The organism is Streptomyces sp. DT2A-34 (genome assembly GCF_030499515.1).
Classification (GTDB): Bacteria; Actinomycetota; Actinomycetes; order Streptomycetales; family Streptomycetaceae; genus Streptomyces.
The window spans coordinates 4,223,043-4,246,305 of record NZ_JASTWJ010000001.1 but is presented as its reverse complement, the minus strand read 5'-3'; the positions used below and the strand labels follow the sequence as shown (position 1 = coordinate 4,246,305).

Annotated in this window: 22 protein-coding genes; 12 read left to right on the top strand and 10 right to left on the bottom strand. The window is 69.5% G+C overall.

The genetic code is table 11. From position 1 onward, the window contains the following. The first annotated feature begins 79 nt into the window (after positions 1–79). Entirely contained in the window at positions 80–298 is a 219-nt protein-coding gene (locus QQM39_RS18735) for a DUF397 domain-containing protein (protein WP_302003631.1), read from the top strand. A gap of 112 nt (positions 299–410) precedes the next feature. Here QQM39_RS18735 and QQM39_RS18730 read toward each other — a convergent pair whose 3' ends face one another. Continuing rightward, positions 411–971 carry an ATP-binding protein gene (locus QQM39_RS18730; protein WP_301998091.1) on the bottom strand — a complete coding sequence of 187 codons (561 nt, stop codon included), beginning with the start codon at positions 969–971 and terminating at the stop codon, positions 411–413. A 333-nt stretch (positions 972–1,304) separates the two neighbouring features. Here QQM39_RS18730 and QQM39_RS18725 point away from each other — a divergent pair, with 333 nt between their 5' ends. From QQM39_RS18725 to QQM39_RS18710, 4 genes are all read left to right on the top strand, one after another. Further along, a complete protein-coding gene (locus tag QQM39_RS18725; protein WP_302003630.1) occupies positions 1,305–2,129 on the top strand; it encodes a helix-turn-helix transcriptional regulator in 825 nt (274 codons plus the stop codon). A gap of 122 nt (positions 2,130–2,251) precedes the next feature. Continuing rightward, positions 2,252–3,712, top strand: a complete 1,461-nt coding sequence (locus QQM39_RS18720) for an aldehyde dehydrogenase family protein (protein WP_301998089.1) — start codon at positions 2,252–2,254, stop codon at positions 3,710–3,712. 118 nt (positions 3,713–3,830) lie between these two features. Beyond that, complete coding sequence (locus QQM39_RS18715; protein ID WP_301998087.1) at positions 3,831–4,445, top strand: PadR family transcriptional regulator; 615 nt, start codon at positions 3,831–3,833, stop codon at positions 4,443–4,445. A 115-nt stretch (positions 4,446–4,560) separates the two neighbouring features. After that, positions 4,561–5,322 (top strand): MerR family transcriptional regulator, encoded by a 762-nt coding sequence (locus tag QQM39_RS18710; protein WP_301998085.1) that lies wholly within the window; start codon positions 4,561–4,563, stop codon positions 5,320–5,322. A gap of 25 nt (positions 5,323–5,347) precedes the next feature. Here QQM39_RS18710 and QQM39_RS18705 read toward each other — a convergent pair whose 3' ends face one another. Then, positions 5,348–5,713, bottom strand: a complete 366-nt coding sequence (locus QQM39_RS18705; protein WP_301998083.1) for a YbjQ family protein — start codon at positions 5,711–5,713, stop codon at positions 5,348–5,350. Positions 5,714–5,850: 137 nt separating this feature from the next. On the opposite strand from QQM39_RS18705, the gene QQM39_RS18700 reads away from it, so the two are divergent. Next, positions 5,851–6,723 (top strand): DedA family protein, encoded by an 873-nt coding sequence (locus QQM39_RS18700; RefSeq protein WP_301998080.1) that lies wholly within the window; start codon positions 5,851–5,853, stop codon positions 6,721–6,723. A 120-nt stretch (positions 6,724–6,843) separates the two neighbouring features. Here QQM39_RS18700 and QQM39_RS18695 read toward each other — a convergent pair whose 3' ends face one another. Together QQM39_RS18695 and QQM39_RS18690 are read right to left on the bottom strand one after the other, a co-directional pair. Beyond that, the gene (locus QQM39_RS18695; RefSeq protein WP_301998078.1) at positions 6,844–8,475 is read right to left on the bottom strand and encodes a threonine/serine exporter ThrE family protein; all 1,632 of its coding nucleotides are present in this window, start codon (positions 8,473–8,475) and stop codon (positions 6,844–6,846) included. Positions 8,476–8,604: 129 nt separating this feature from the next. Beyond that, a complete protein-coding gene (locus tag QQM39_RS18690) occupies positions 8,605–9,096 on the bottom strand; it encodes an inorganic diphosphatase (RefSeq protein ID WP_031487466.1) in 492 nt (163 codons plus the stop codon). Between the two features lie 79 nt (positions 9,097–9,175). Between QQM39_RS18690 and dacB the strand changes: the two genes are divergently transcribed. The 6 genes from dacB to folE all read left to right on the top strand — a co-directional run bounded on the left by dacB (position 9,176) and on the right by folE (position 17,175). Continuing rightward, a complete protein-coding gene (dacB, locus tag QQM39_RS18685) occupies positions 9,176–10,813 on the top strand; it encodes a D-alanyl-D-alanine carboxypeptidase/D-alanyl-D-alanine-endopeptidase (protein WP_301998076.1) in 1,638 nt (545 codons plus the stop codon). A 199-nt stretch (positions 10,814–11,012) separates the two neighbouring features. After that, positions 11,013–12,137, top strand: a complete 1,125-nt coding sequence (locus QQM39_RS18680; protein WP_301998075.1) for a zinc-dependent metalloprotease — start codon at positions 11,013–11,015, stop codon at positions 12,135–12,137. Positions 12,138–12,349: 212 nt separating this feature from the next. After that, a complete protein-coding gene (tilS, locus tag QQM39_RS18675) occupies positions 12,350–13,540 on the top strand; it encodes a tRNA lysidine(34) synthetase TilS (RefSeq protein WP_301998074.1) in 1,191 nt (396 codons plus the stop codon). A gap of 74 nt (positions 13,541–13,614) precedes the next feature. Further along, positions 13,615–14,175 carry a hypoxanthine phosphoribosyltransferase gene (gene hpt / locus QQM39_RS18670; protein ID WP_274249614.1) on the top strand — a complete coding sequence of 187 codons (561 nt, stop codon included), beginning with the start codon at positions 13,615–13,617 and terminating at the stop codon, positions 14,173–14,175. 207 nt (positions 14,176–14,382) lie between these two features. Continuing rightward, positions 14,383–16,422 (top strand): ATP-dependent zinc metalloprotease FtsH, encoded by a 2,040-nt coding sequence (ftsH, locus tag QQM39_RS18665; RefSeq protein WP_302003629.1) that lies wholly within the window; start codon positions 14,383–14,385, stop codon positions 16,420–16,422. A 147-nt stretch (positions 16,423–16,569) separates the two neighbouring features. Then, entirely contained in the window at positions 16,570–17,175 is a 606-nt protein-coding gene (gene folE / locus QQM39_RS18660) for a GTP cyclohydrolase I FolE (RefSeq protein ID WP_301998073.1), read from the top strand. A gap of 851 nt (positions 17,176–18,026) precedes the next feature. Here the strand turns inward: folE and QQM39_RS18655 are convergent. The 6 genes from QQM39_RS18655 to QQM39_RS18630 form a co-directional block, all read right to left on the bottom strand. Continuing rightward, entirely contained in the window at positions 18,027–18,515 is a 489-nt protein-coding gene (locus QQM39_RS18655) for a DUF3180 domain-containing protein (protein ID WP_301998072.1), read from the bottom strand. 61 nt (positions 18,516–18,576) lie between these two features. Continuing rightward, positions 18,577–19,188: a 2-amino-4-hydroxy-6-hydroxymethyldihydropteridine diphosphokinase gene (gene folK / locus QQM39_RS18650; protein ID WP_301998071.1), complete on the bottom strand. Its 612-nt coding sequence runs from the start codon at positions 19,186–19,188 to the stop codon at positions 18,577–18,579. Then, complete coding sequence (gene folB, locus QQM39_RS18645; protein WP_274241749.1) at positions 19,185–19,544, bottom strand: dihydroneopterin aldolase; 360 nt, start codon at positions 19,542–19,544, stop codon at positions 19,185–19,187. The genes folK and folB overlap by 4 nt, the downstream gene beginning before the upstream one ends. 317 nt (positions 19,545–19,861) lie before the next feature. Further along, positions 19,862–20,365 carry a nuclear transport factor 2 family protein gene (locus QQM39_RS18640; protein WP_301998070.1) on the bottom strand — a complete coding sequence of 168 codons (504 nt, stop codon included), beginning with the start codon at positions 20,363–20,365 and terminating at the stop codon, positions 19,862–19,864. Then, complete coding sequence (folP, locus tag QQM39_RS18635) at positions 20,362–21,288, bottom strand: dihydropteroate synthase (RefSeq protein WP_301998068.1); 927 nt, start codon at positions 21,286–21,288, stop codon at positions 20,362–20,364. The genes QQM39_RS18640 and folP overlap by 4 nt, the downstream gene beginning before the upstream one ends. Before the next feature lie 134 nt (positions 21,289–21,422). Then, positions 21,423–23,255: a phosphatidylglycerol lysyltransferase domain-containing protein gene (locus tag QQM39_RS18630; protein ID WP_302003628.1), complete on the bottom strand. Its 1,833-nt coding sequence runs from the start codon at positions 23,253–23,255 to the stop codon at positions 21,423–21,425. Between the last annotated feature and the right edge of the window lie 8 nt (positions 23,256–23,263).

Below are 23,263 nucleotides of genomic sequence, written 5' to 3'. Positions count from 1 at the left end.
CTGCACCACCTCTCGCATCAATGGCATCAGCCACCGCACCACCGGGGAGCGACCTGTGGACCACGACGTGTACAACGGCATGGCAGCCACGGATCTGAACGGGGTGGCCTGGCAGAAGAGCAGGCACAGCAACTCGCAGGGCTCCTGCGTGGAGTTCGCCCGCCTGCCCGGCGGAGACGTGGCCGTACGCAACTCGCGCTTCCCGGACGGCCCGGCCCTCGTCTACACCCGCGCCGAGATCGAGGCGATGCTCCTAGGCGTCAAGGGCGGCGAATTCGACCACCTGGTCGCGGGCTGACGCAGACCCGACCGACATGCGCCGGCCGAAACCGGCGGCACAACTCAGGGCATTCGGCACCAAGCGCCCCAGTAACGCGCGTAGAACCGCGGCAATCGAGCACCGCGGTTCATCAGTGCCCGGACCCCGACCCCGATCCGGACCCCGCTCCCGCTCCCGGCCCGGCCGCACCCGCGATCTGCCCCGCCTGCAGCCGGAACAGCGCCCAGACCACCTTCCCGCTCAACGCCCCCGCGAGCGGATGCCACCCCCAGCTGTCACTGAAGGAGTCGACAAGGAACAACCCGCGCCCCGACTCCGCCGAGAAGTCGTCGGAATCGCGCGCGACCGGACTGTCGTGGCTGGGATCGCGCACCGCGCACACCAGCCGCTCGGTCCACCGCATCAGATGCAGCCGCACGGGCGGTGTCTGCTCGGGTATTCGCTGCGCACCCGCCGGCAGTGCGTGCCGCAGCGCGTTGGTCACCAGCTCGGAGACCACGAGGCACACGTCGTCGAAGCGATGGCCCAGTTCCCACTGGTCAAGGGTGCGGCGCGTGAACTGCCGTGCCGCGCGCACCGCTTCGTAGCGGGCGGGCAGAGCGCAGGAGGCGGCGTTGGAGACGGCTGCGGGATCCAGCGGCGGAAGGCCCTGCCGTAACGGCTCGAGCATGGTCGATCCATTCGTCCCCATGCGAGGCACTCCCGGGAGTTCGCGGTCGATGCGATGCAGCGGTTGCGCGGGACCATGGTTTCCGATGCGCAGAGCAGATGCAAGGGCAGATGCACGTGCACGTGACCGAATTGGACGCTCCCGTACCGCTTGTTGGCCATTTTTTCCGCCAACTTCACTCCCTCTCCTTGCCTTCCGCTCACTGTTTCCTGACAGGAATCATTGGCTTCTTTCCATCTCTGTAATCGGACGAGTACTGCTCGAAGTGATTTAGTGGCAGACTGCGGGCCCTGAAGACGGTTGGGGAGGCTGGCGAACGTGAGCGCGGGAGAGCCCGGATCGGTGGTGCGGCGCATGCTGCTCGGCTCGCAACTGAGGCGACTGCGGGAAGCGCGCGGGATCACGCGCGAGGCGGCGGGTTACTCGATCCGCGCTTCCGAGTCGAAGATCAGCCGGATGGAGCTGGGCCGGGTGAGCTTCAAGACGCGAGACGTCGAAGACCTGTTGACGCTGTACGGCATCACGGACGAGCAGGAGCGCGCCTCGCTCCTCTCCCTGGCCCGCGAGGCCAACGTCGCGGGCTGGTGGCACAGTTACTCGGACGTCCTGCCCAGCTGGTTCCCCACCTACGTCGGCCTGGAGGGCGCGGCCAGCCTCATCCGTGCGTACGAAGTGCAGTTCGTGCACGGCCTGTTGCAGACCGAGGCGTACGCCCGCGCGGTCGTGCGGCGCGGTATGCAGGGCGCGAGCCAGGCCGACGTCGAGAAGCGGGTCGCGCTGCGCCTGGAGCGGCAGAAGTACCTCGTCGCCGAGAGCGCTCCCGAGTTCCACATCGTCCTGGACGAGGCCGCCCTGCGCCGCCCCTACGGCGACCGCGAGGTGATGCGCGGCCAGCTCCAGCACCTGATCGAGGTGTCCGAGCACCCGAAGGTGCGCCTGCAGATCATGCCGTTCAGCTTCGGCGGTCACTCCGGCGAGTCCGGCGCCTTCACCATCCTCAGCTTCCCCGAGTCCGACCTCTCGGACGTCGTCTACCTGGAACAGCTCACCAGCGCGCTCTACCTCGACAAGCACGAGGACGTCGCCCAGTACGAGAAGGCGCTGAAGGAGCTTCAGCAGGACAGTCCGGGTCCGGACGAGAGCCGGGATCTTCTCCGGGGACTCCTTCAACTCTCTTGAAACGCAAGTACGATGACGTGTGATCAGACCGTGAAGACGATCAAAGCCGATCAAGCCCGATCAAGGCGATCCAGGCGTCCGTGATCAGTCGATCGGGTGTCCGCTAGGGATTGAGGGATCACATGTCGTCCTACTTCACCGACCTGGCTCAGCAGTACATCGACGGTGAGTGGCGCCCGGGCACAGGCTCCTGGGACATCATCGACTTCAACCCGTACGACGGCGAGAAGCTGGCGTCGATCACCATAGCCACGGTCGACGAGGTGGATCAGGCCTACCAGGCGGCCGCCCGCGCCCAGAGGCAGTGGGCCGCGACCAACCCCTACGCCCGTCGCGCCGTCTTCGAGAAGGCGCTGCGCCTGATAGAGGACCGCGAGCAGGAGATCACCGAGGTGATCATCGCCGAGCTCGGCGGCACCCGCCTGAAGGCGGCCTTCGAACTCCACCTCGCCAAGGAGTTCCTGCGCGAGGCGATCCACCTGGCGCTGCGCCCCGAGGGCAAGATCATCCCGTCGCCCACGGACGGCAAGGAGAACCGCGTCTACCGCGTTCCGGTCGGCGTCGTGGGCGTCATCAGCCCCTTCAACTTCCCGTTCCTCCTCTCCATCAAGTCGGTCGCCCCGGCCCTCGCGCTCGGCAACGGCGTGGTCCTCAAGCCGCACCAGAACACCCCGATCTGCGGCGGCTCCCTGATCGCGAAGATCTTCGAGGACGCGGGCCTGCCCGCCGGTCTCCTCAACGTCGTCATCACGGACATCGCGGAGATCGGCGACGCCTTCATCGAGCACCCGATCCCGAGGGTCATCTCCTTCACCGGCTCCGACAAGGTCGGCCGCCACGTCGCCACCGTCTGCGCCTCGCTCTTCAAGCGCTCGGTCCTCGAACTCGGCGGCAACAGCGCGCTGGTGGTCCTCGACGACGCCGACGTCGACTACGCGGTCGACGCGGCGGTCTTCAGCCGGTACGTCCACCAGGGCCAGGTCTGCATGGCCGCCAACCGGGTCCTCGTGGACCGCTCGGTCGCGGACGAGTTCACCGAGAAGTTCGTGGCCAAGGTGAAGACCCTCAAGGCCGGCGATCCGCGCGACCCCGAGACGGTCATCGGCCCGGTCATCAACTCCTCCCAGGCGGAGTCGATTTCCGCCACCGTCGAGCAGGCGATCGCCGAGGGCGCGACGGCCCTGGTGCACGGCACGACGACGGACAACCTGGTCGAGCCCTCGGTGCTCACCGGCGTCCCCGCCGACTCGGCCCTGCTCCAGCAGGAGGTCTTCGGCCCGGTCGCCTTCCTCGTCCCGTTCGACGGCGAGGAGGAGGCCGTACGCCTCGTCAACGACACCCCGTACGGCCTGAGCGGCGCCGTCCACACCGGGAACATCGAGCGGGGCGTCGCCTTCGCCAAGCGGATCGACACCGGCATGTTCCACGTGAACGACGGCACCGTCCACGACGAGCCGATCGTCCCCTTCGGCGGCGAGAAGCACTCCGGCCTCGGCCGCCTGAACGGCGAGACGATGCTGGACGCGTTCACGACGATCAAGTGGATCTCGGTGCAGCACGGGCGGAGCGGGTTCCCGTTCTGAGTCGGTCGACTTCCATACGCCCGGCAGGCGTGCATCCAGGTGTTCACCGGGTGCCCGCCTGCCACGGCGAGTGACCTGACCCCCGCCCCGACCCGCCCCCCGCCCTAATCTGGACCGCATGTCAGCGATCCGTCTCCTCGTGCTCGGCGCGGTCCGCCAGCACGGGCGGGCTCACGGCTACCAGGTGCGCAACGACCTGGAGTACTGGGGCGCGCACGAGTGGTCCAACGCCAAGCCCGGCTCGATCTACCACGCCCTGAAGCAGATGGCGAAGCAGGGACTGCTGCACGCCCACGAGATCGCCCCGTCCACGGCCGGCGGGCCACCGCGCACGGAGTACGAGGTCACCGAGAAGGGCACCGAGGAATACCTCGGGCTGGTGCGCCAGTACCTCACGGCCTACGACCAGAGACCGGACGTCCTGACCGCCGCGCTCGGCTGCATGGTCGACCTGGACCGTGAGGAGGTCCTCGCCCTCCTCGAGGAGCGGGTGCGCAGCATCGAGGAGTGGCGCAAGTCCGTCACCGAGTACTACACGCCCGAGGACGGCCCCGGTCAGCTCGGCCATATCGGCGAGATCATGAACTTCTGGGTCCACTCCGCCGACACCGGCGCCGAGTGGACCCGCGGCCTCATCGAACGCATCCGGGGCGGCGCCTACACCTTCGCGGGGGAGGGCGAACCGTTCGTCGGGATCCTCGCCGAGGACCAGGAGAACCCGTACGCGGTGTGAAGGAGACCGTGTGACCGCGGGGCAGAACGGGCGCGCCCCTCTGAGGGGAAAACGGGCTTGCACCTCACGTCGCGTGAGGACTCACCGTGGAGTGCGTACCGAGAAGGGAGCGGAAGTGAGCTACTCCGTGGGACAGGTCGCCGGCTTCGCCGGAGTGACGGTGCGCACCCTGCACCACTACGACGACATCGGCCTGCTCGTACCCGGCGAGCGCAGCCACGCGGGCCACCGGCGCTACAACGGCGCCGACCTCGACCGGCTGCAGCAGATCCTGTTCTACCGCGAGCTCGGCTTCCCGCTCGAGGAGGTCGCCGCCCTGCTCGACGACCCGGACGCGGACCCGCGCGCACACCTGCGCCGGCAGCACGAGCTGCTGACCGCCCGGATCGAGAAGCTGCGGAAGATGGCGGCGGCCGTGGAGCACGCCATGGAGGCACGCAAGATGGGAATCAATCTCACGCCGGAGGAGCGGTTCGAGGTCTTCGGGGACAAGGACCCCGAGCAGTACGCCGAGGAGACGGAGCAGCGCTGGGGCGGCACGGAGGCGTATGCCGAGTCACAGCGCCGCGCCGCGACCTACACCAAGGAGGACTGGAAGCGCATCCAGGCCGAGGTCGACGACTGGCAGGAACGGTACGCCGCCCTGGTGGCCGCCGGCGAGCAGCCGTCCGGCGAGGCGGCCATGGACCTGGCCGAGGAACACCGGCAGCACGTCAGCAGGTCGTACTTCGAGGTGTCGTACGAGATGCACCGGTGCTTCGCGGAGATGTACGTCTCCGACGAGCGCTTCAAGGCGTACTACGACTCCATGCGGCCGGGCCTCGCCGAGCACCTCAGGGCGGCGATCCTCGCCAACGCCGCCCGGCACTCCTCGTGACCCCTGGCCCGGGACCCCGTACGGGTCACTCCCGGGCCAGGACCACCGCCGTCCCGTAGGCACACACCTCGGTGCCCACGTCGGCCGCCTCGGTGACGTCGAACCGGAACGCGAGCACGGCATTCGCGCCACGCGCGCGTGCCTGCTCGACGAGCCGCTCCATGGCCTGGTTGCGGGTCTCCACCAGCGTCTTGGTGAGCCCCCTGAGCTCACCGCCGACCAGCGACTTCAGCCCGGCGCCGATCTGGCTGCCGAGGTGCCGCGACCGCACCGTCAACCCGAAGACCTCGCCGAGAACCTCTGTGACCCGGTGGCCGGGAATGTCGTTCGTGGTCACCACCAGAACGTCGGGTCGGGGCCCCTGACCGCCGCCGTACTCTTCGATGCCCATGAATCACAGCTTTGACCCAGCAGAGGCACAGTGCATCCTGAGGGGGTCCATGGAACCTGGGCGGCCAGTGCAGCGTTGATAATTTGAGCAGCCAGCCTCAGCCCGCCCGCCCCCCATCCAGCAGGAGCCACAATCCCGTGACCACGCTTGCGCTCGGCCCCGAGTGGCTCAGCCCGGACTATCTGATCGAGACCTTCAGCCTCCCCGGCATCCTGCTGATCGTCTTCGCCGAATCCGGCCTCTTCGCGTTCCTGCCCGGTGACTCGCTGCTGTTCACGGCGGGCCTCTTCGTGGCCCAAGGGCAGTACATCAGCCAGCCCCTGTGGCTGGTCTGCACCCTCATCGTCCTGGCCGCCGTCATCGGTGACCAAGTCGGGTACATGATCGGCAAGTTCTTCGGCCCGAAGCTCTTCAACCGCCCCAACTCCAAGCTCTTCAAACAGGAGAACCTGGAGAAGGCGCACGAGTTCATGGAGAAGTACGGCCCCAAGGCGATCGTCCTCGCCCGCTTCGTCCCGATCGTGCGCACCTTCGCCCCCATCGTGGCGGGCGCCGGCCGTATGCGGTACCGCACGTTCCTCACGTACAACATCATCGGCGGCATCGCCTGGGGCACCGGCGTCACCCTCGCGGGCTACTGGCTCGGCCAGATCGACTTCATCAACAAGAACGTCGAGGCGATCCTCGTCCTGATCGTCTTCGTCTCCGTGGTCCCGATCATCATCGAGTACCTGCGAGAGCGCGCCAAGAACAAGCGCGCGGCGACGGAGGCCCCGGCCCCCGCCCAGCAGCAGCACATGATGATGGACGACGCCACGACCCAACTCCGCCGCATCCCGTCCGACGACCAGCCCCAGCCCCAGCAGCAGTACGGCAACCAGGGCCACCAGCAGTACGGCTACGACCAGCAGTACTACGACCAGCAGCCCCAGCAGCAGCCGTACGCCCAGCAGTACCCCCAGGGCTACGGCCGGCAGAACCAGCAGTACCCGCCCGACCAGGGGTACTGACACGCCCTCAAGGGGCGCGGGGCCGTATCAATATGCGGCTCCGCCGCGTGGGCGCGACAAGCCACGAACAACCCGCAGCCGCCGTCGGACAGAACCACCAGAGCCATACGCGTCCGGCGCTCAGAATCCCCGCGTCCGCTTGGCAGCCCGCCGCTTCTCAGGCGAGCCGATCCGCAGGAACAACCGGGAGATCTCCGACCCGAGATTGACCCCAATCGCAATGGCCATGGCCAAAGAAGCCGCCGTGGCCAGCGAAACAAGCCCCGCATCCACCTTGTTCTGCGCGATCGACAACAGCCCGAAATACGTGGCCGACCCCGGCAACAGGGGCCCGATCGCCGCCGTCGTGTACGGCAACGCCGACGCGAACCGATACCGCGCCATCAGCTGCCCGAACAACCCCACCAACCCGGCCGCGACAGCCGTAGAGGCAACCGGCGACAGCTCACCGGCGTAGTGCAGCGCGCCGTAGACCACCCACGCGACGCCCCCGTTGAGGGTCACGGCGAGCACAGTGGACCGTTCCTGCTGGAGCAGCACCGCGAAGGTCAGCGACAGCAGCATCGACGCGCCGATCTGCCAGTACGGCCGCTCGGAGATGTTCAGCAGCGCGTCGGGGTCGGGGCCGGCGCCCAGGTTCACGCCGAGGTACAGGATCACCAGCACACCGACGACGATGCCGACGAAGAAGTACATGACCTCCAGCAGACGCGCGGCCGCGGTGATGTAGAAGCCGGTCAGCCCGTCCTGCACGCCCGCCACCAGCGCCCGCCCGGGCAGCAGCGCGAACAGTCCACCGGTGATCACCGCGGACCCCTTCACGTCGACGTGCGCCAGCGTCAGCGCGACCCCGATCGCGGCCGGCGGCATCGCGGCCACCGTGAACTGGTAGAACTCCGGCAGCCCGCGCCCCGCGCACAGCCACGCCAGCCGGTCGCCGAGCATCGCCCCCAGCATGGCCGCGATGAAGACGATCACGTCACCGCCGACCAGCACGGAGGCCGCGCCCGCGAGCAGCCCGCTCGCCCCGGTCAGCACCCAGGTCGGGTACGGGTGCCGGTTGCGGCGGATCTCCGCGAGCCGCCCGTAGGACTCCTCCAGGGAGATATGGCTCTCCGGGTCGCTGAGGTCGTCGACGAGCTGGTACACGGCGGCCAGACGCGTGTAGTCGGTGCCGCGCCGCCGTACCGTGCGCGACGCCGTCACCGGATCGTCCACCAGCGACGGCTGGTACGAGATCGACAGCAGGGTGAAGGTGACGTTCGGCTCGCAGCGGTCCAGGCCGTAGGACCGGCAGACCGCGAACATCGCCGCCTCGACGTCCTCCGCGCCCTCACCGCCCGCCAACAGCAGCTCGCCGATACGCAGGGTCAGGTCGAGCACGCGCGGGACGGCCGGACCCTCCTCCTCCACCTTCGGCATCCGCTCCGGAGCGGGCCGCTCGGCCACCGGCATGCGCAGCATCGTCCGCATCCGGTCCTGCCAGGGCAGATCCTTGGTCAGGCTGATCTTCGGTATGCCGGTCGCGGGGGTGAAGGCGGGTGAGGCGTCCTCGACGCTGTAGCCGCTCGGCGCGCGGAACGCCGAGCCCTCGGGTTCCTGGACCGGCGGCTGCGGTACACCCAGCCCCTTGGGGAGGGCGAACTCGGACGTGGTCTCCGACTCGTTGTCCCCGACCTCGACGCCTACGGGAGGCGTGAAGGCCATCCTTGCCTCGTCCGACTGCGGCTTGCGGTCCTCCGCGTCCGTCACGTGCGTAGCACTCCCTATACGACACCTCCTGCCGCACTCAGTATGCGCACACACACGCGAACGGGCTGCACGCGCACGCGTGCAGCCCGTTCACATGGCTGAGAGCAGCCGGTGCCTCAGCCCGATGGCTCAGTGGCCGCCCTGGTCCTTGAAGCGCTTGTAGGACCGCTCGATCTCGGCCTCGGCCTCGGTGCGGCCCACCCAGTCGGCGCCCTCGACGGACTTGCCGGGCTCCAGGTCCTTGTAGACCTCGAAGAAGTGCTGGATCTCCAGGCGGTCGAACTCCGAGACGTGGTGGATGTCACGCAGGTGCTCCACCCGCGGGTCCGTCGCCGGCACGCACAGCAGCTTGTCGTCGCCGCCGGCCTCGTCCGTCATCCGGAACATGCCGATCGCGCGGCACTTGATGAGGCAGCCCGGGAAGGTCGGCTCGTCCAGGATGACCAGCGCGTCCAGCGGGTCGCCGTCCTCGCCGAGGGTGTTCTCGACGAAGCCGTAGTCGGTCGGGTAGGCGGTCGAGGTGAAGAGTCGACGGTCCAGGCGGATCCGACCGGTCTCGTGGTCCACCTCGTACTTGTTCCGCGAACCCTTCGGAATCTCGATCGTGACGTCGAACTCCACCGGTGGCTCCTCCATGATCAGCACATAGTTCTGGTGGTTAAGTGTCCCTCACGCAGGTGTGTGATCGCGAAAGGGGCTGGTGGTCGTGCCAGAGCTGAGGCCTTGGCGAGCCGCGAGACCGCATGTGACGCGGGTCGCGAGCGCCGTACGACCGCGTCTGGCACGGGCCGCGGACGCCGTGGGCCCCCGTCTCGCACGCGCCGCGACGGCCGCGAAACCACGGGTCGTACGGCTCGCGCGAGCCGTCTCCCCGCAGGCCGTGCGGACACGCAAGCCGAAGACCTGGCAGTTCACCGCGGGCGCCGCCACCGCCGGACTGGCACTGGCCGCCGGAGTGGTGTCCGCCGCCGGCCCCTGGGACTCCACCGGTCAGCGTACGGCCGAGCGGGACTGGGCGGCCGCCCAGGAGCGCACGGGTGGCACAGATCACGGCCGTAATGCCGATACGTCCGATTCCGCGGATACGGCGGCCGAAGGACCCCGCCCCGCCCCCAGCGCGGCCTCCGTCCTCACCGGCCTCGGCGGCGGCATCAGCACCGTGAAGTCGGCCCCGAACGGCAAGGCTCTCGCCGGCCTCCTGGGCCCGCTCCTGGACGTCCCGGAACTCGGCACCCGCAGCACCGCGGCGATCGTGGACGTGGCCACCGGCAAGCGCCTCTACGGCGACGGAGCCTCCGAGCCCCTCATCCCCGCCTCCACGACGAAACTCGCCACCGCCACGGCCGCCCTCGCCGCGCTGGGCCCCGACCACCGCCTCACCACCCGCACCGCCCTCGAACCCGACACGAAGGAACTGGTCCTGGTCGGCGGCGGCGACCCCACGCTGACGGCACGCAAGGAGGCCGACGGCTGGGCGAGCCTGCGCGAGCTGGCCGACGAGACGGCAGCTGCGCTGAAGAAGCGAAACGTGCGCCAGGTCACCCTCTCGTACGACAAGACCCTTTACGCCGGCCCCGAACTGCACCCCATCGGGGTCAACGACAACCTTGCCCCGGTCAGCGCCCTCATGGCCGACGAGGCCCGCACGGACGATTCCACCAGCGGCCCGGCACCCCGGGTGGCGGACCCGGCGAAGGACGCGGCGGCCGAGTTCGCGTCCTTCCTCGCGGACCACGGCATCAAGACGACCTCCCCCGGCCCGTCCAAGGCGACGAACCGGGCCGAGCCCCTCGCCGAGGTCTCCTCGCCCCCGCTCTCCTCGCTGGTCGAGCGCATGCTCACCAACAGCGACAACGACATCGCCGAGGCCCTGGCCCGCCAGACGGCCGTGGCGAGCGGACAGCGCCCGGACTTCGACGGTGCCGGCGACGCGATCGGGGCGCAGCTGAAGAAGCTCGGACTCCCGGTCTCCGGCGCCGCCTTCAAGGACGGCAGCGGCCTCAACCGCGACGACAGACTGACGGCGGACCTGCTCACGTCCCTCCTCGCCAAGGCAGCCGACCCGACCCACCCGCAACTGCGCGCGACCCTGACCGGTCTCCCGGTGGCAGGCTTCACCGGCACCCTGACCAGCCGCTACACGGACGGCGCGGCAGGCGTCGTCCGAGCCAAGACAGGCACCCTGACCGGCGTGAACGCCCTGGCCGGCACGGTGGTCGACCAGGACGGCCGCCTACTGGCCTTCGCCTTCCTGGCCACGAACACGACGGACCCGGCGGCAGCCCAGTCGGCCCTGGACAGAACGGCAACGGCCCTGTCAGCGTGCGGCTGCGGCTGACCCCGCCCCCGCCGTGGGCAGTCGTTCCGCTGGGGCGGAACGGGTGGGCACGGCCCGCAACGCCGGGCGCCGCCCGAACACGCGCCGCCCCTGCCGACCCAAGTACGCCACCACCACGCCGAGCAACCCCCAAAGGCACCGCGGCCCCGCCAGCCCCCACGGCCTGCCCCAAGTGGGAACGCTCACGTACGGTTGACACATGACGAGCATCGGTGGTGCCGAGATGGTCGACTGGAATCTCGCGGTGGCGACCGCGACCCGGCTCGTACGGCCGGGCCCCGAGGTGAGCCGCGACGAGGCCCGGGCCGTCGTCGCCGAGCTGCGCCGACATGCCAAGGCCTCGGAGGAACACGTCCGGGGCTTCACTCGTATGGGCACGGAGGACACCCACGACACCCCCGTCCTCGTCGTGGACCGCCCCGGCTGGGTGCGGGCGAACGTCGCAGGGTTCCGCGAGATCCTCAAGCCCCTGCTCGAAAAGATGCAGGAGCGCCGCAGCGGCAGCACCGGCGGCGCGGTCCTCGGCGCGGTCGGCGGCAAGGTCACCGGCGTCGAACTCGGGATGCTGCTGTCCTTCCTGGCCTCCCGCGTCCTCGGCCAGTACGAGACCTTCGCCCCGGCCACCCGCGAACTCCCGGCGGGCCAGAACGGCGGCGGCCGACTCCTGCTCGTCGCCCCGAACATCGTGCACGTGGAGCGCGAACTCGACGTACAGCCCCACGACTTCCGCCTGTGGGTGACCCTGCACGAGGAGACGCACCGCACGCAGTTCACCGCCGTGCCCTGGCTGCGGGACCACCTGGAGGGCGAAATCCAGTCGTTCTTGGGGGAGACGGACGTCGACCCCATGACCGTCCTGGAGCGCATCCGCGAGGCCGCGCAGTCGCTCGCGGGCGGCCGCCCCGAGGCCGAGGAGGACGACGGCGGACGGTCCTTCGTCGAACTGGTGCAGACCCCGGCCCAGCGGGAGATCCTCGGCCGGCTCACCGCCGTGATGTCGCTCCTGGAGGGCCACGCCGACTTCGTGATGGACGGGGTCGGCCCCCAGGTCGTCCCGACCGTCGCCGAGATCCGCGAGAAGTTCCAGCAGCGACGCGCCAAGGGTGCGTCGAGGCTCGACATGGCCCTGCGCAAGCTGCTGGGTCTGGATGCCAAACTCAGGCAGTACCGCGACGGCGAACGCTTCGTACGGGCGGTCGTGGACCAGGTCGGCATGGACGGCTTCAACCGCGTGTGGACCTCCCCGAACACCCTCCCGACCAAGACGGAGATCGCCAAACCGGCGGATTGGATCGCGCGGGTGCACCGCAAGGCGGAGTCGTGAATCACGCGCCGAGTCGTGCATCTCATACGAACGTCGTGAACCGAATCCGGCCGACGGCAGGCGAACGCCCCTTCAATCACCCGTCCGAGGGACCGTGAGCGATGGGTAGGCGTGCAATGCTCGGGGAACGGCCCGGTTCTGTCACCATCTACACACTCTGAGTGACCGAACTCGGGCTCACCCCCCGACAATTTCATGAAGGGAACCGGACAATGGGTCCCCATCCTGCGGTCGCGGCGATACGCCTGGCGGTCCGCCGCGTCCTCCACGACATCCTCAACGAACACAGCCACCCCACCGACGCCCCCGCGCCCGCCACCGCGCGCGCGACCTCGTACGAGATCCCGCACATGGCGCTGCCCATGGCGCCGTCCGTGACATCGACCGGCGTCATGTCCGCCGTGTACGACACGGCGCGCGAGCCGTCGTACGAACTCCCCGGCCAGGCCCCGCAGGAGCCCCCGAGCACCGCCCCGCACGAGCGACCCCCCTCCCCGCTCGTGCTCGTGGCATGCTCCGGCGGCGCCGACTCCATGGCCCTCGCCTCCGCGCTCGCCTTCGAAGCCCCCAAACTCGGCATCCGTGCCGGCGCCGTCACCGTCGACCACGGTCTGCAGCCCGGCTCCGACCTGCGCGCCGAGGAAGTCGTCCTGCGCATGCGCGAACTCGGCCTCGACCCGGTCGAGTCCATCGCCGTGACCGTCGGCCGCCAAGGCGGACCCGAGGCCGCCGCCCGTGACGCCCGCTACGCCGCCCTCGACACCGCGGCCGTCCGCCACGGCGCCGTCGCCGTCCTGCTCGGCCACACCCGCGACGACCAGGCCGAAACCGTCCTGCTCGGCCTCGCCCGCGGCTCCGGCATCCGCTCCCTGTCCGGAATGGCCGCGGTCTCGGGGGCCGGCGGCCGTTACCGGCGCCCCTTCCTCCAGCTCGACCGGCAGACCGCCCGCAAGGCCTGCATGGTCCAGTCCCTCCCGGTCTGGGACGACCCCCACAACTCCGATCCCGCCTACACCAGGTCGCGGCTGCGCCAGGAAGGCCTGCCCGCCCTGGAGAAGGCGCTGGGCAAGGGCGTCGTGGAGGCCCTCGCCCGCACCGCCCAGCTCTCCCGCGACGACGCCGACGCCCTCGACGCCTGGGCCGGCCAGGCCGAGGCCGCCGTACGCGACTCGGCCGGCCTCCTGGAGTGCGCCAAGCTGTACGCCCTGCCGCCCGCCGTACGCCGTCGGATCCTGCGCCGCGCCGCCATCGAGGCCGGGGCGCCCGCCGGTGCGCTGTTCGCCCGCCACATCGAGGAAGTCGACCGGCTGATCACCGGCTGGCGCGGTCAGGGAGCCATCAATCTCCCCGGCAAAGTCGTCGCGCAGCGCCAGGGTGGCAGACTGGTGATTCGGCAAGGCTGAAACCGGACCCTCCCACCGGCCCTCGAGCGGGTCGTGAGAGCGGCAGGGACCAGCCGGTGGGACGACCGAAAGTGATGCGGGTGGACGCGAAAGACATGGGTGCCGAGCTCCAGCAGGTGCTCATCACCAAAGAAGAGATCGACGCGAAGCTGGCCGAGCTGGCCGCGAAGATCGACGCGGAGTACGCGGGCAAGGACCTGCTCATCGTCGGCGTCCTCAAGGGCGCGGTGATGGTCATGGCCGACCTCGCCCGGGCGCTGTCCACCCCCGTCACCATGGACTGGATGGCCGTGTCGTCGTACGGCGCCGGCACCCAGTCCTCCGGTGTCGTGCGGATCCTCAAGGACCTCGACACCGACATCAAGGGCAAGCACGTCCTGATCGTCGAGGACATCATCGACTCCGGCCTGACCCTGTCCTGGCTGATCTCCAACCTCGGCTCGCGCGAGCCCGCCTCCCTCAAGGTGTGCACCCTGCTGCGCAAGCCCGAGGCCGCGAAGGTCGCCATCGACGTGGAGTGGGTCGGCTTCGACATCCCCAACGAGTTCGTCGTCGGCTACGGCCTCGACTACGCCGAGAAGTACCGCAACCTCCCGTTCGTCGGTACGCTCGCGCCCCACGTCTACGGCGGCTGAGTCCGACGGTCCGGGGTACCGGACCCGAAGGGCCCAAGCGCTGTACGAAGATCGGGAACCCCGGCGGGCCTCGCGCCGTTGGAGCATGCAGACGGGCTTGCCAGCCGTCCCGTGCGGCTACGGTCGTCAAAGCTGGGGTACCGTCAGAAGAACTGTCTTATCAAACTCACTATGGCAGGAGGGACGGGGCGGCACCGCTCCGTATGGATGGACGTGAAGCGATACTTCCGTGGGCCGGTCATGTGGATCGTGCTGGCCGTCCTTGCCGTGGTCGTGTTGATGCAGGTCGTCGGCTCGTCCGGCGGCTACAAGACGGTGGACACCGGCCAGGTCGTCCAGGCGATCAATGACAACAAGGTCGAGTCGGCCAAACTGACCACCGGCGACGAGCAGATCATCAAGGTCCAGCTCAAGGACGGCGAAAAGGTCGAGGGCGCCACCAAGATCCAGGCGAGCTACATCGGCGATCAGGGCGTGACCATCGCCAGCACGCTGCAGAACAAGTACCAGGACAAGCAGATCCCGGACGGCTACACGGTTTCGCCGTCCAAGCAGAACCCGTTCGTCGGCATCCTGCTCTCCCTGCTTCCCTTCGTCCTCATCGTGGTCGTCTTCCTGTTCCTGATGAATCAGATGCAGGGCGGCGGCTCCCGGGTCATGAACTTCGGCAAGTCCAAGGCGAAGCTCATCACCAAGGACACCCCGAAGACGACGTTCTCGGACGTCGCCGGCTCGGACGAGGCCGTCGAGGAGCTCCAGGAGATCAAGGAGTTCCTCCAGGAACCGGCGAAGTTCCAGGCCGTGGGCGCCAAGATCCCCAAGGGCGTGCTGCTCTACGGGCCTCCCGGTACCGGTAAGACGCTCCTCGCGCGCGCCGTCGCCGGCGAGGCGGGCGTCCCCTTCTACTCGATCTCCGGTTCCGACTTCGTCGAGATGTTCGTCGGTGTCGGTGCCTCCCGAGTCCGTGACCTGTTCGAGCAGGCCAAGGCGAACGCCCCGGCGATCGTCTTCGTCGACGAGATCGACGCGGTCGGCCGTCACCGCGGCGCCGGCCTCGGCGGCGGTCACGACGAGCGCGAGCAGACCCTGAACCAGCTGCTCGTCGAGATGGACGGCTTCGACGTCAAGGGCGGCGTGATCCTCATCGCCGCGACGAACCGGCCCGACATCCTCGACCCGGCCCTTCTGCGCCCCGGCCGCTTCGACCGCCAGATCGCGGTCGACCGCCCGGACATGCAGGGCCGTCTGGAGATCCTCAAGGTTCACCAGAAGGGCAAGCCGGTCGCCCCGGACGTCGACCTGTCGGCGGTCGCCCGCCGCACGCCCGGCTTCACGGGCGCGGACCTGAGCAACGTCCTCAACGAGGCAGCGCTGCTCACGGCCCGCAGCGACAAGAAGCTGATCGACAACCACATGCTGGACGAGGCCATCGACCGCGTTGTGGCGGGCCCGCAGAAGCGGACCCGGATCATGTCGGACAAGGAAAAGAAGATCACCGCGTACCACGAGGGCGGCCACGCCCTGGTCGCGGCGGCTTCCCCCAACTCCGACCCGGTCCACAAGATCACGATCCTGTCGCGAGGCCGTGCGCTGGGCTACACGATGGTGCTCCCGGACGAGGACAAGTACTCGACCACGCGCAACGAAATGCTGGACCAGCTGGCCTACATGCTGGGCGGCCGCGCGGCCGAGGAACTGGTCTTCCACGACCCGACGACGGGTGCCGCGAACGACATCGAGAAGGCCACGGCCACCGCCCGCGCGATGGTCACGCAGTACGGCATGACCGAGCGTCTCGGCGCGATCAAGTTCGGCGGCGACAACACCGAGCCGTTCCTCGGACGTGAGATGGCTCACCAGCGCGACTACTCGGAAGAGGTCGCCGCGCTGGTGGACGAGGAAGTCAAGAAGCTCATCGAGAACGCGCACAACGAGGCCTGGGAGATCCTGGTCGAGAACCGCGACGTCCTCGACAACCTCGTCCTGCAGCTGCTGGAGAAGGAGACGCTGGGCAAGGAGGAGATCGCCGAGATCTTCGCCCCCATCGTCAAGCGTCCGCCCCGGCCCGCCTGGACCGGCTCCTCGCGGCGTACGCCGTCCACCCGTCCGCCGGTGCTCTCCCCGAAGGAGCTCGCACTGACGAACGGCGCCAACGGCGCGACTCCGGCGATCAGCACCGCCAAGTCGACGGTGACGGAGCCCGCCCCGGCGGCCGAGCCGGCTCCGGAGGATCGTCCCGAGAGCTGACGCCCCGGCTCCGGTGACCCCACCGGTCCGGAATGGATGCCGCGCCCCCCTGGTTCTAGCCTGGGGGGCGCGGCATTTTTGTATGCACGCAGTTCAGACGCGCACGTGGCCCACACGCGCGCGACCCGCAGAGGAACGAGGCACCACATGACCGACCCCGTGACGCTGGATGGCGAGGGCTTCATCGGCGAGTTCGACGAGAAGCGCGCCGAGAACGCCGTGCGTGAGCTGCTGATCGCGGTCGGCGAGGATCCGGACCGTGAAGGGCTGAAGGAGACGCCGGCGCGGGTGGCGCGGGCTTATCGGGAGCTTTTGGCGGGGCTGTGGCAGGAGCCTGAGGAAGTTCTGACGACGACTTTCGATATCGGACATGACGAGATGGTCTTGGTCAAAGATATAGAAATCGTTTCAAACTGTGAACATCATCTCCTCCCATTCCATGGCGTAGCCCACATTGGGTACATTCCTGCTGAAAGCGGCAAGATCACCGGCCTCTCGAAGCTTGCACGGCTGGTTGACGTGTTTGCCCGTCGTCTGCAGGTGCAGGAACGGCTCACCACCCAGATCGCCGACTCCCTCATGAAGATCCTTGAGGCCCGGGGGGTGATCGTCGTCATTGAGGCTGAACACATGTGCATGTCGATGCGCGGCATCCGCAAGCCCGGCGCCAAGACCACGACGTCGGCGGTGCGTGGGCAGCTTCGGGACGCTACGACCCGCGCCGAGGCAATGAGCCTGATACTGGCGCGCTGACCTGATTGTCAGTGGCGCCCGATATCGTCCTTGATCAGTGGAGTCGCTGATCAAGGGGGGTTGCGGTGGGGTATGGGCTGCCCAGCAAGCAGACAGTGAATGGGGTTGGGCGGGCGCTTGCAGGCGCGGATCAGATGCTGGGAACGCCTGATGGTGGGTCCACGCGAGAGACACGGAAGGAACCGTTCTCGCCTGGACGTACGCGCGGAAGTTGTGTCGCGAGCGGTTGACCATCAAACCGGGCTACGAGGGTTTCGCCTCACGCTTAGCGGCGTGCCTAACCGCAGCAACCGGGTTGCCCGCTCGCCTGGAAGCAGTCACGCGTCCCTCCGGCTACCTTCAGCGGGACGCGCCTGGCTTCCGCGTGCGTGTCGTCTCGTCGTACTTGGCTGACCTGATGAGGCAGTACGTGGGTGGGGACGCGCATCATGTGCGGCAACGGTTTCCTCGCGTTGTTCTCCGGGACAGCGAGACGTTCGAAGGCTTTCTCGACGGCTACACGGACGGGGACGAATTCCGTCCGAAGACCTGGGCCGCTCGCTTGCTCGTCAGCTCCAATGCAGCGTTTCTGTCCGAGTTGGCACAGGTGGTTGGCGCAAAGTTCACGCCCCGGGGCAACGGGCCGGCCTCGCACCTGGTCGTAGCCGACAGTTGGCCGTCACGAGGAACGTTCAAACCCGAGCAGCATCCGCTGGGACTCGCCGAGTCGACGTGGGTCGAGGTGCGGGATGTACGGCTACGCAGGGCCGAAAGCCCGAAACCGTTCACCCTCTACAGCTACCGTCTGGATCCCTACCCGGGTTTCCTGGTCAATGGCCACCTAGCACGCCAGCCTGGTAAACCCAGCAGCGTCACACCGTCGGCGCCGCGCCTGCCCCGTTGTGCTCGTCGTCCTCCGGGAGCTTGCACACGCGTTCCAGGAAGATGGCTGCCGCTATGACGCCGACGCCCGCCACCAACGAGAAGCCGGCGTAGACGGCCTGGTCGCGGCGGGCGGGGATGTCGAGGAGTTCCAGGAGGAAGGCGCCCGTGCCGCCGTACATGCCGGCGACGAGGGCGGCCACCAGGGCGCTGGCCTGGCCGAAGACGACCGCGCGGGCGGCCATCAGGGGGTCGACGCCCTTGGCCTCGGGGTCGCGTTCGCGCTGGGCCTTCAGGCGGGCGCGGATCGAGAGCGCCGTGGCGAGCAGGACCACGGCGATCACGGCGAGGACGATGGGGGCGGCCAGGGGGACGCTCGGCAGGGTCCCGATCGAGTTCCAGAGGCGGGCGCCCGCCCAGGACAGGATTCCGGCGACGAGGAAGATGCCGGCCAGCATCCTGATGCGCAGCTCTCTCACGGTGTCCCTTCAGCTCCCCCGGATCCCCACGGACTGTGGTCGATCGTCTTGACCTTAACGACTACTCGGGCAGCTGGAGTTCCAGGTCTCTGCGCGGTTCGACGCCGTGGCGCGTGATGCCGGCCAGCAGGTCGGCCACCGGGCCGCGGCCCGGCAGCTGTGCCTGCGGCTCAACGTCGTGCCAGGGGGCGAGGACGAAGGCGCGTTCGTGGGCGCGCGGATGGGGGAGGGTGAGGGTCGGGTCGTCGGAGACGACGTCGGCGTACGCGACGATGTCGACGTCGAGGGTGCGTGCGCCCCAGCGTTCGTCCCGTACCCGGTGGAAGGCCTCCTCGACCGCGTGGGCGCGCTCCAGGAGGGAGGACGGGGGGAGCGTGGTCTTGAGGACCACGACCGCGTTGAAGTAGGAGGGCTGGCTTCCCGGCTCCACGCCCCACGGCTCCGTCTCGTACACCGGGGAGACCGCCTTGATGCGGACGCCGGGGGTGTCCTCCAGCGCGTCGATGGCGCCCTGGAGGGTCTCCAGGCGGTTGCCGAGGTTGGAGCCGAGGGAGATCACGGCCCGTTTCGGGTTGTGGAGGGTGGTGTCGGCGGCGTCGACCTTCTCGACGACGGAGGCGGGTACCGGCTGTACGGTCGGGTCGCTGTGCCCCTCGGTGAAGAACGCGGTCATACTCGGCTCCGGGTGATGGTGACGGTCACGTCGTCGAAGGGGACCGTGATCGGCGCGTCCGGTTTGTGGACGGTGACCTCGACCTCCTGGACCCCTTCGTGCTTCAGGCAGGCCTGGGCGATGCGTGCGGCGAGCGTCTCGATGAGGTTGACCGGCTCGCCCTCGACGACGGCCACGACCTCCTCCGCCACGATGCCGTAGTGCACGGTCTTCGCCAGGTCGTCGTCGGCGGCGGCCGGCCGGGTGTCCAGGCCCAGCACGAGGTCCACGACGAAGGTCTGGCCCTCCCTGCGCTCCTCGGGGAACACACCGTGGTACCCGCGGGCCTTGAGGCCGCGCAGCGCGACACGATCCACGCGAATCACTCCTGCAATCGTCGGTGACGGCCGGTCCGTGTCGCGTGCGGGCTCCACACCGGCCTCGAACGAATCTACCTGCGGGCACTGACAGGGCCGGGCCACGGGGGCGTGGGCCCGGTCCGGGGCCAGGAGGATTCATCGAGTGTTTCCCCCGGGGAACCCGGCGGCTCATGGCTTGGTAGCCGCGCCTACCCGCAGGTGCGTGATTCCAACCACTTCTTGGTCCCGGCGGGCTAGGCAGGCCCCCTCGCGGGTGGCTCCCGCGCGTCGGCCCTGGGGTGTCCCGGTAGCGGCCCCTGGGGGCGCCTACCCACTCAGGCGGGGGTCTCGTCGCTGTCTTCCTCGTCGTTTTCGGCCAGAACGGGCGACGCGTGGTGCGACCAGATCTTCCAGCCGTCGGGTGTGCGGCGGAACACGTTGGTGGCGACCACCAGCTGGCCCACGAGCGGGCCGAGCTCCTCCCCGCCCTCGGGGGCGGGGCCGCCGCTGAGGATGTTCTCGGTGCAGGTCACCAGGGCGGTGTCGCCGGTGACGGAGATGTGCACGTCGGTGAGGAAGAACTGGATGTAGTCGGTGTTCGCCATGATCAGCGCGTACGACCTGAGGACCTCGCCGCGTCCGGTGAGCACCGGCCAGCCGGGGTGCACGCAGGAGACCACGCCGGCGTCGGCCGGGTCGTGGTACGTCTCGTCGACTCCCAGGTCGGACGGGGTGAGCCAGAGCGAGGACAGCTTTTCGAAGTCGCCGCTCTCCAACGCCTCGTAGAAGGCGGTGTTGGTGGCCTCCACCTGCTCGACATCGGTGTGGGGGGCGCTCACCGGGCTCCTTCAGAGCTGTGTGTGCCGCTGTGCTCGGTGTTCGCGCCGGGCGCGTTCTGGGCGTCGCGCGCCTCTTCGATCGCGCGCGCGACGCGCACCGCGTCCGCCGTGGCGCGCACCTCGTGCACGCGTACCGCCCACGCGCCGGCCTGCGCCGCGAGCGCCGAGACGGCGGCCGTGGCGGCGTCGCGCTCCCGGGCGGGCGGCGGCGCGCCCTGCGGTCCGGCCAGGACGCGGCCGAGGAACCGCTTGCGGGAGGCGGCGACGAGGAGGGGGTGGCCGAGGGCGAGGAGGCGGTCGAGGTGGGCGAGGAGGACGAGGTCGTGCTCGGCGTCCTTGGAGAAGCCGAGACCGGGGTCGACGACTATGCGGTCGGGGGCGATGCCGCCGGCCCGGACGGCCTCCACGCGCGCGTGGAGCTCGTCGACGACCTCGGCGACGACGTCGTCGTACACGCCCTTGACGTTCCCGCCCTGCAGGAAGCCGCGCCAGTGCATGACGACGAAGGGGGCGCCCGCGTCCGCCACCACCGGGATCATCGCGGGGTCCGCGAGGCCGCCGCTGACGTCGTTGACGAGGGCGGCGCCGGCGGCGAGGGCCTGTTCGGCGACCGAGGCGCGCATGGTGTCGACGGAGATCGTGACGCCCTCGGAGGCGAGGTCGCGGACCACGGGGACGACGCGGCGCAGTTCCTCGGCCTCGTCCACCCGGGTGGCGCCGGGGCGGGTGGACTCGCCGCCGACGTCGACCAGGTCGGCGCCCTCCTCGACCAGGGCCAGGCCGTGCTTGACGGCGGACGTGGTGTCGAACCAGCGGCCGCCGTCGGAGAAGGAGTCGGGGGTCACGTTGACGACTCCCATGACCGCGCACCGGTCCCACTGCGGAAGGCCCGTGACGCGCCCGCGTCCGCTCTGCTTGCTCATATGTTCAGCGTAGGCCCAAGGGAGGTCCGGGACGTGCGGTGGCCCGAGCGGGAGCCCTGGTGTGGGGGGTGGGGGTGGGCTGCCGCTCGGGCCGGTCCTGGAGGACCGCGTCATGCCGCCCCGGGATGGTCGCGTCAAGCCGCGCGGACGTCCCGTTCCGCCACCGAGTGGGGGCACGGGCGCGGGGCGGTCGTACGACGGCGCAGGAAGCGCGGCAGCGGCAGGGCCAGGTTCACGAAGCCCTCCGCCTGCATGGCGGCGAAGCCGAGGCGGGGCAGGTCGGCGGAGGCGCGGTAGACGACGAAGCGGGGCTCCCAGCGGGGCTGGAACTTGGCGTTGAACTTGTACAGGGACTCGATCTGGAACCAGCGGGACAGGAACACCAGCAGGCCGCGCCAGGCGCGCAGCACGGGACCCGCGCCGATCTTCTCGCCGCGCGCCAGGGCCGAGCGGAACATGGCGAAGTTGAGGGACACGCGCGCGATGCCGAACTTCGGGGCGGCCTGGAGCGCGGCCACGATCAGCAGTTCGTTCATGCCGGGGTCGGCCGAGCGGTCGCGGCGCATCAGGTCCAGCGAGACGCCGTCCGTGCCCCACGGCACGAAGTGGAGGATCGCCTTGAGGTCGCCGTACGGACCCGGCTCCTCGTCCGCCTTGTGCGCGGTGGCGATGAGACAGTCACCGTCGGCCGTGTCGCCGATGCGGCCCAGCGCCATGGAGAAGCCGCGCTCGGTGTCGGTGCCGCGCCAGTCCTCGGCGGCGCGGCGGATGCGGTCCAGCTCGGCCTCGCCGAGGTCACGGACGCGCCGTACCCGGGTCTCGTAACCGGCGCGCTCGATGCGCTTGACCATCTGACGTACGTTGCGCATCGCGCGGCCGGCGAGCGAGAAATCCGGGACGTCCACCACCGCCTCGTCGCCCAGTTCGAGGGCGTCGAGCCCGGTCTCGCGGGTCCACACCTCGGCGCCGGTCTCGGAGCAGCCCATGACGGCCGGGGTCCAGGAGTGGGCCTTGGCCTCGTCCATGAAGCGCTCGATGGCGCCGGGCCAGGCCTCGACGTCGCCGATCGGGTCGCCGCTGGCGAGCATCACGCCCGAGACCACGCGGTACGTCACCGCCGCCTTGCCGCTGGGGGAGAAGACGACGGCCTTGTCGCGGCGCAGCGCGAAGTGGCCGAGGGAGTCGCGGCCGCCGTGCTTGACCAGCAGGGCACGCAGGCGTGCCTCGTCGTCCTCGGTGAGGTGGGCGGCGGGGTGTTCGGGGCGGAAGGCGAGGTAGATCGTGGTGACCGCCGTGATCCAGCCGAGGGCGCCCAGGGAGAAGGCGACCGTCCACGAGGTGTTGCCCTCGTAGGCGACCGGGCCCTCGAAGCCGAACAGGCCGTAGATGACGTGCGCGATGCGGTCGGCCAGGCTCGGGTCGCCGACCAGGGTCTCCGGATGGGCGCTGACGATGACCAGCCCGAGGGCGAGGGAACCGGCGCTCATGAGGACGAAGTTGGCCAGCGCGCGCCACCTGCTGCGCGGGTCGGGCAGCGCCGCGAACTGGTCGCGATGGCGCAACAGGGCTGCGAGCAGCACGACAGAGATCAGGACGCCCACCAGGGAGTGGCGGTACGTGAACTGTGCGACCGCTCCGGCCGGCAGCAGCACGACCGCGGCGCGCCACGCCCGCCGCTTGCCGCGCTTGAGACCGTGGGCGAGCAGGAGCAGCAGCACGCCCGCGCTGAGCGACAGCGCGGCCGCGAACGGGCCCGTCGAGCCCGGCAGCACCTCGGCGATGGCGTGCATACGGCTGTGCCGGAAGCGCGGGAAGACGCCCGCGGCGATGTCCAGCAGGCCCACCAGGGCGCAGGCCCTGCCGACGAGAACGGGAACGGCCTCCGGGCGCGGGCCGCGGAGCAGATGCCGTACTCGGCCCGGCAGGTGCCGTACCTGGCTCGATCGTTGAGGAACCCCGCCCGACATTTCCACAT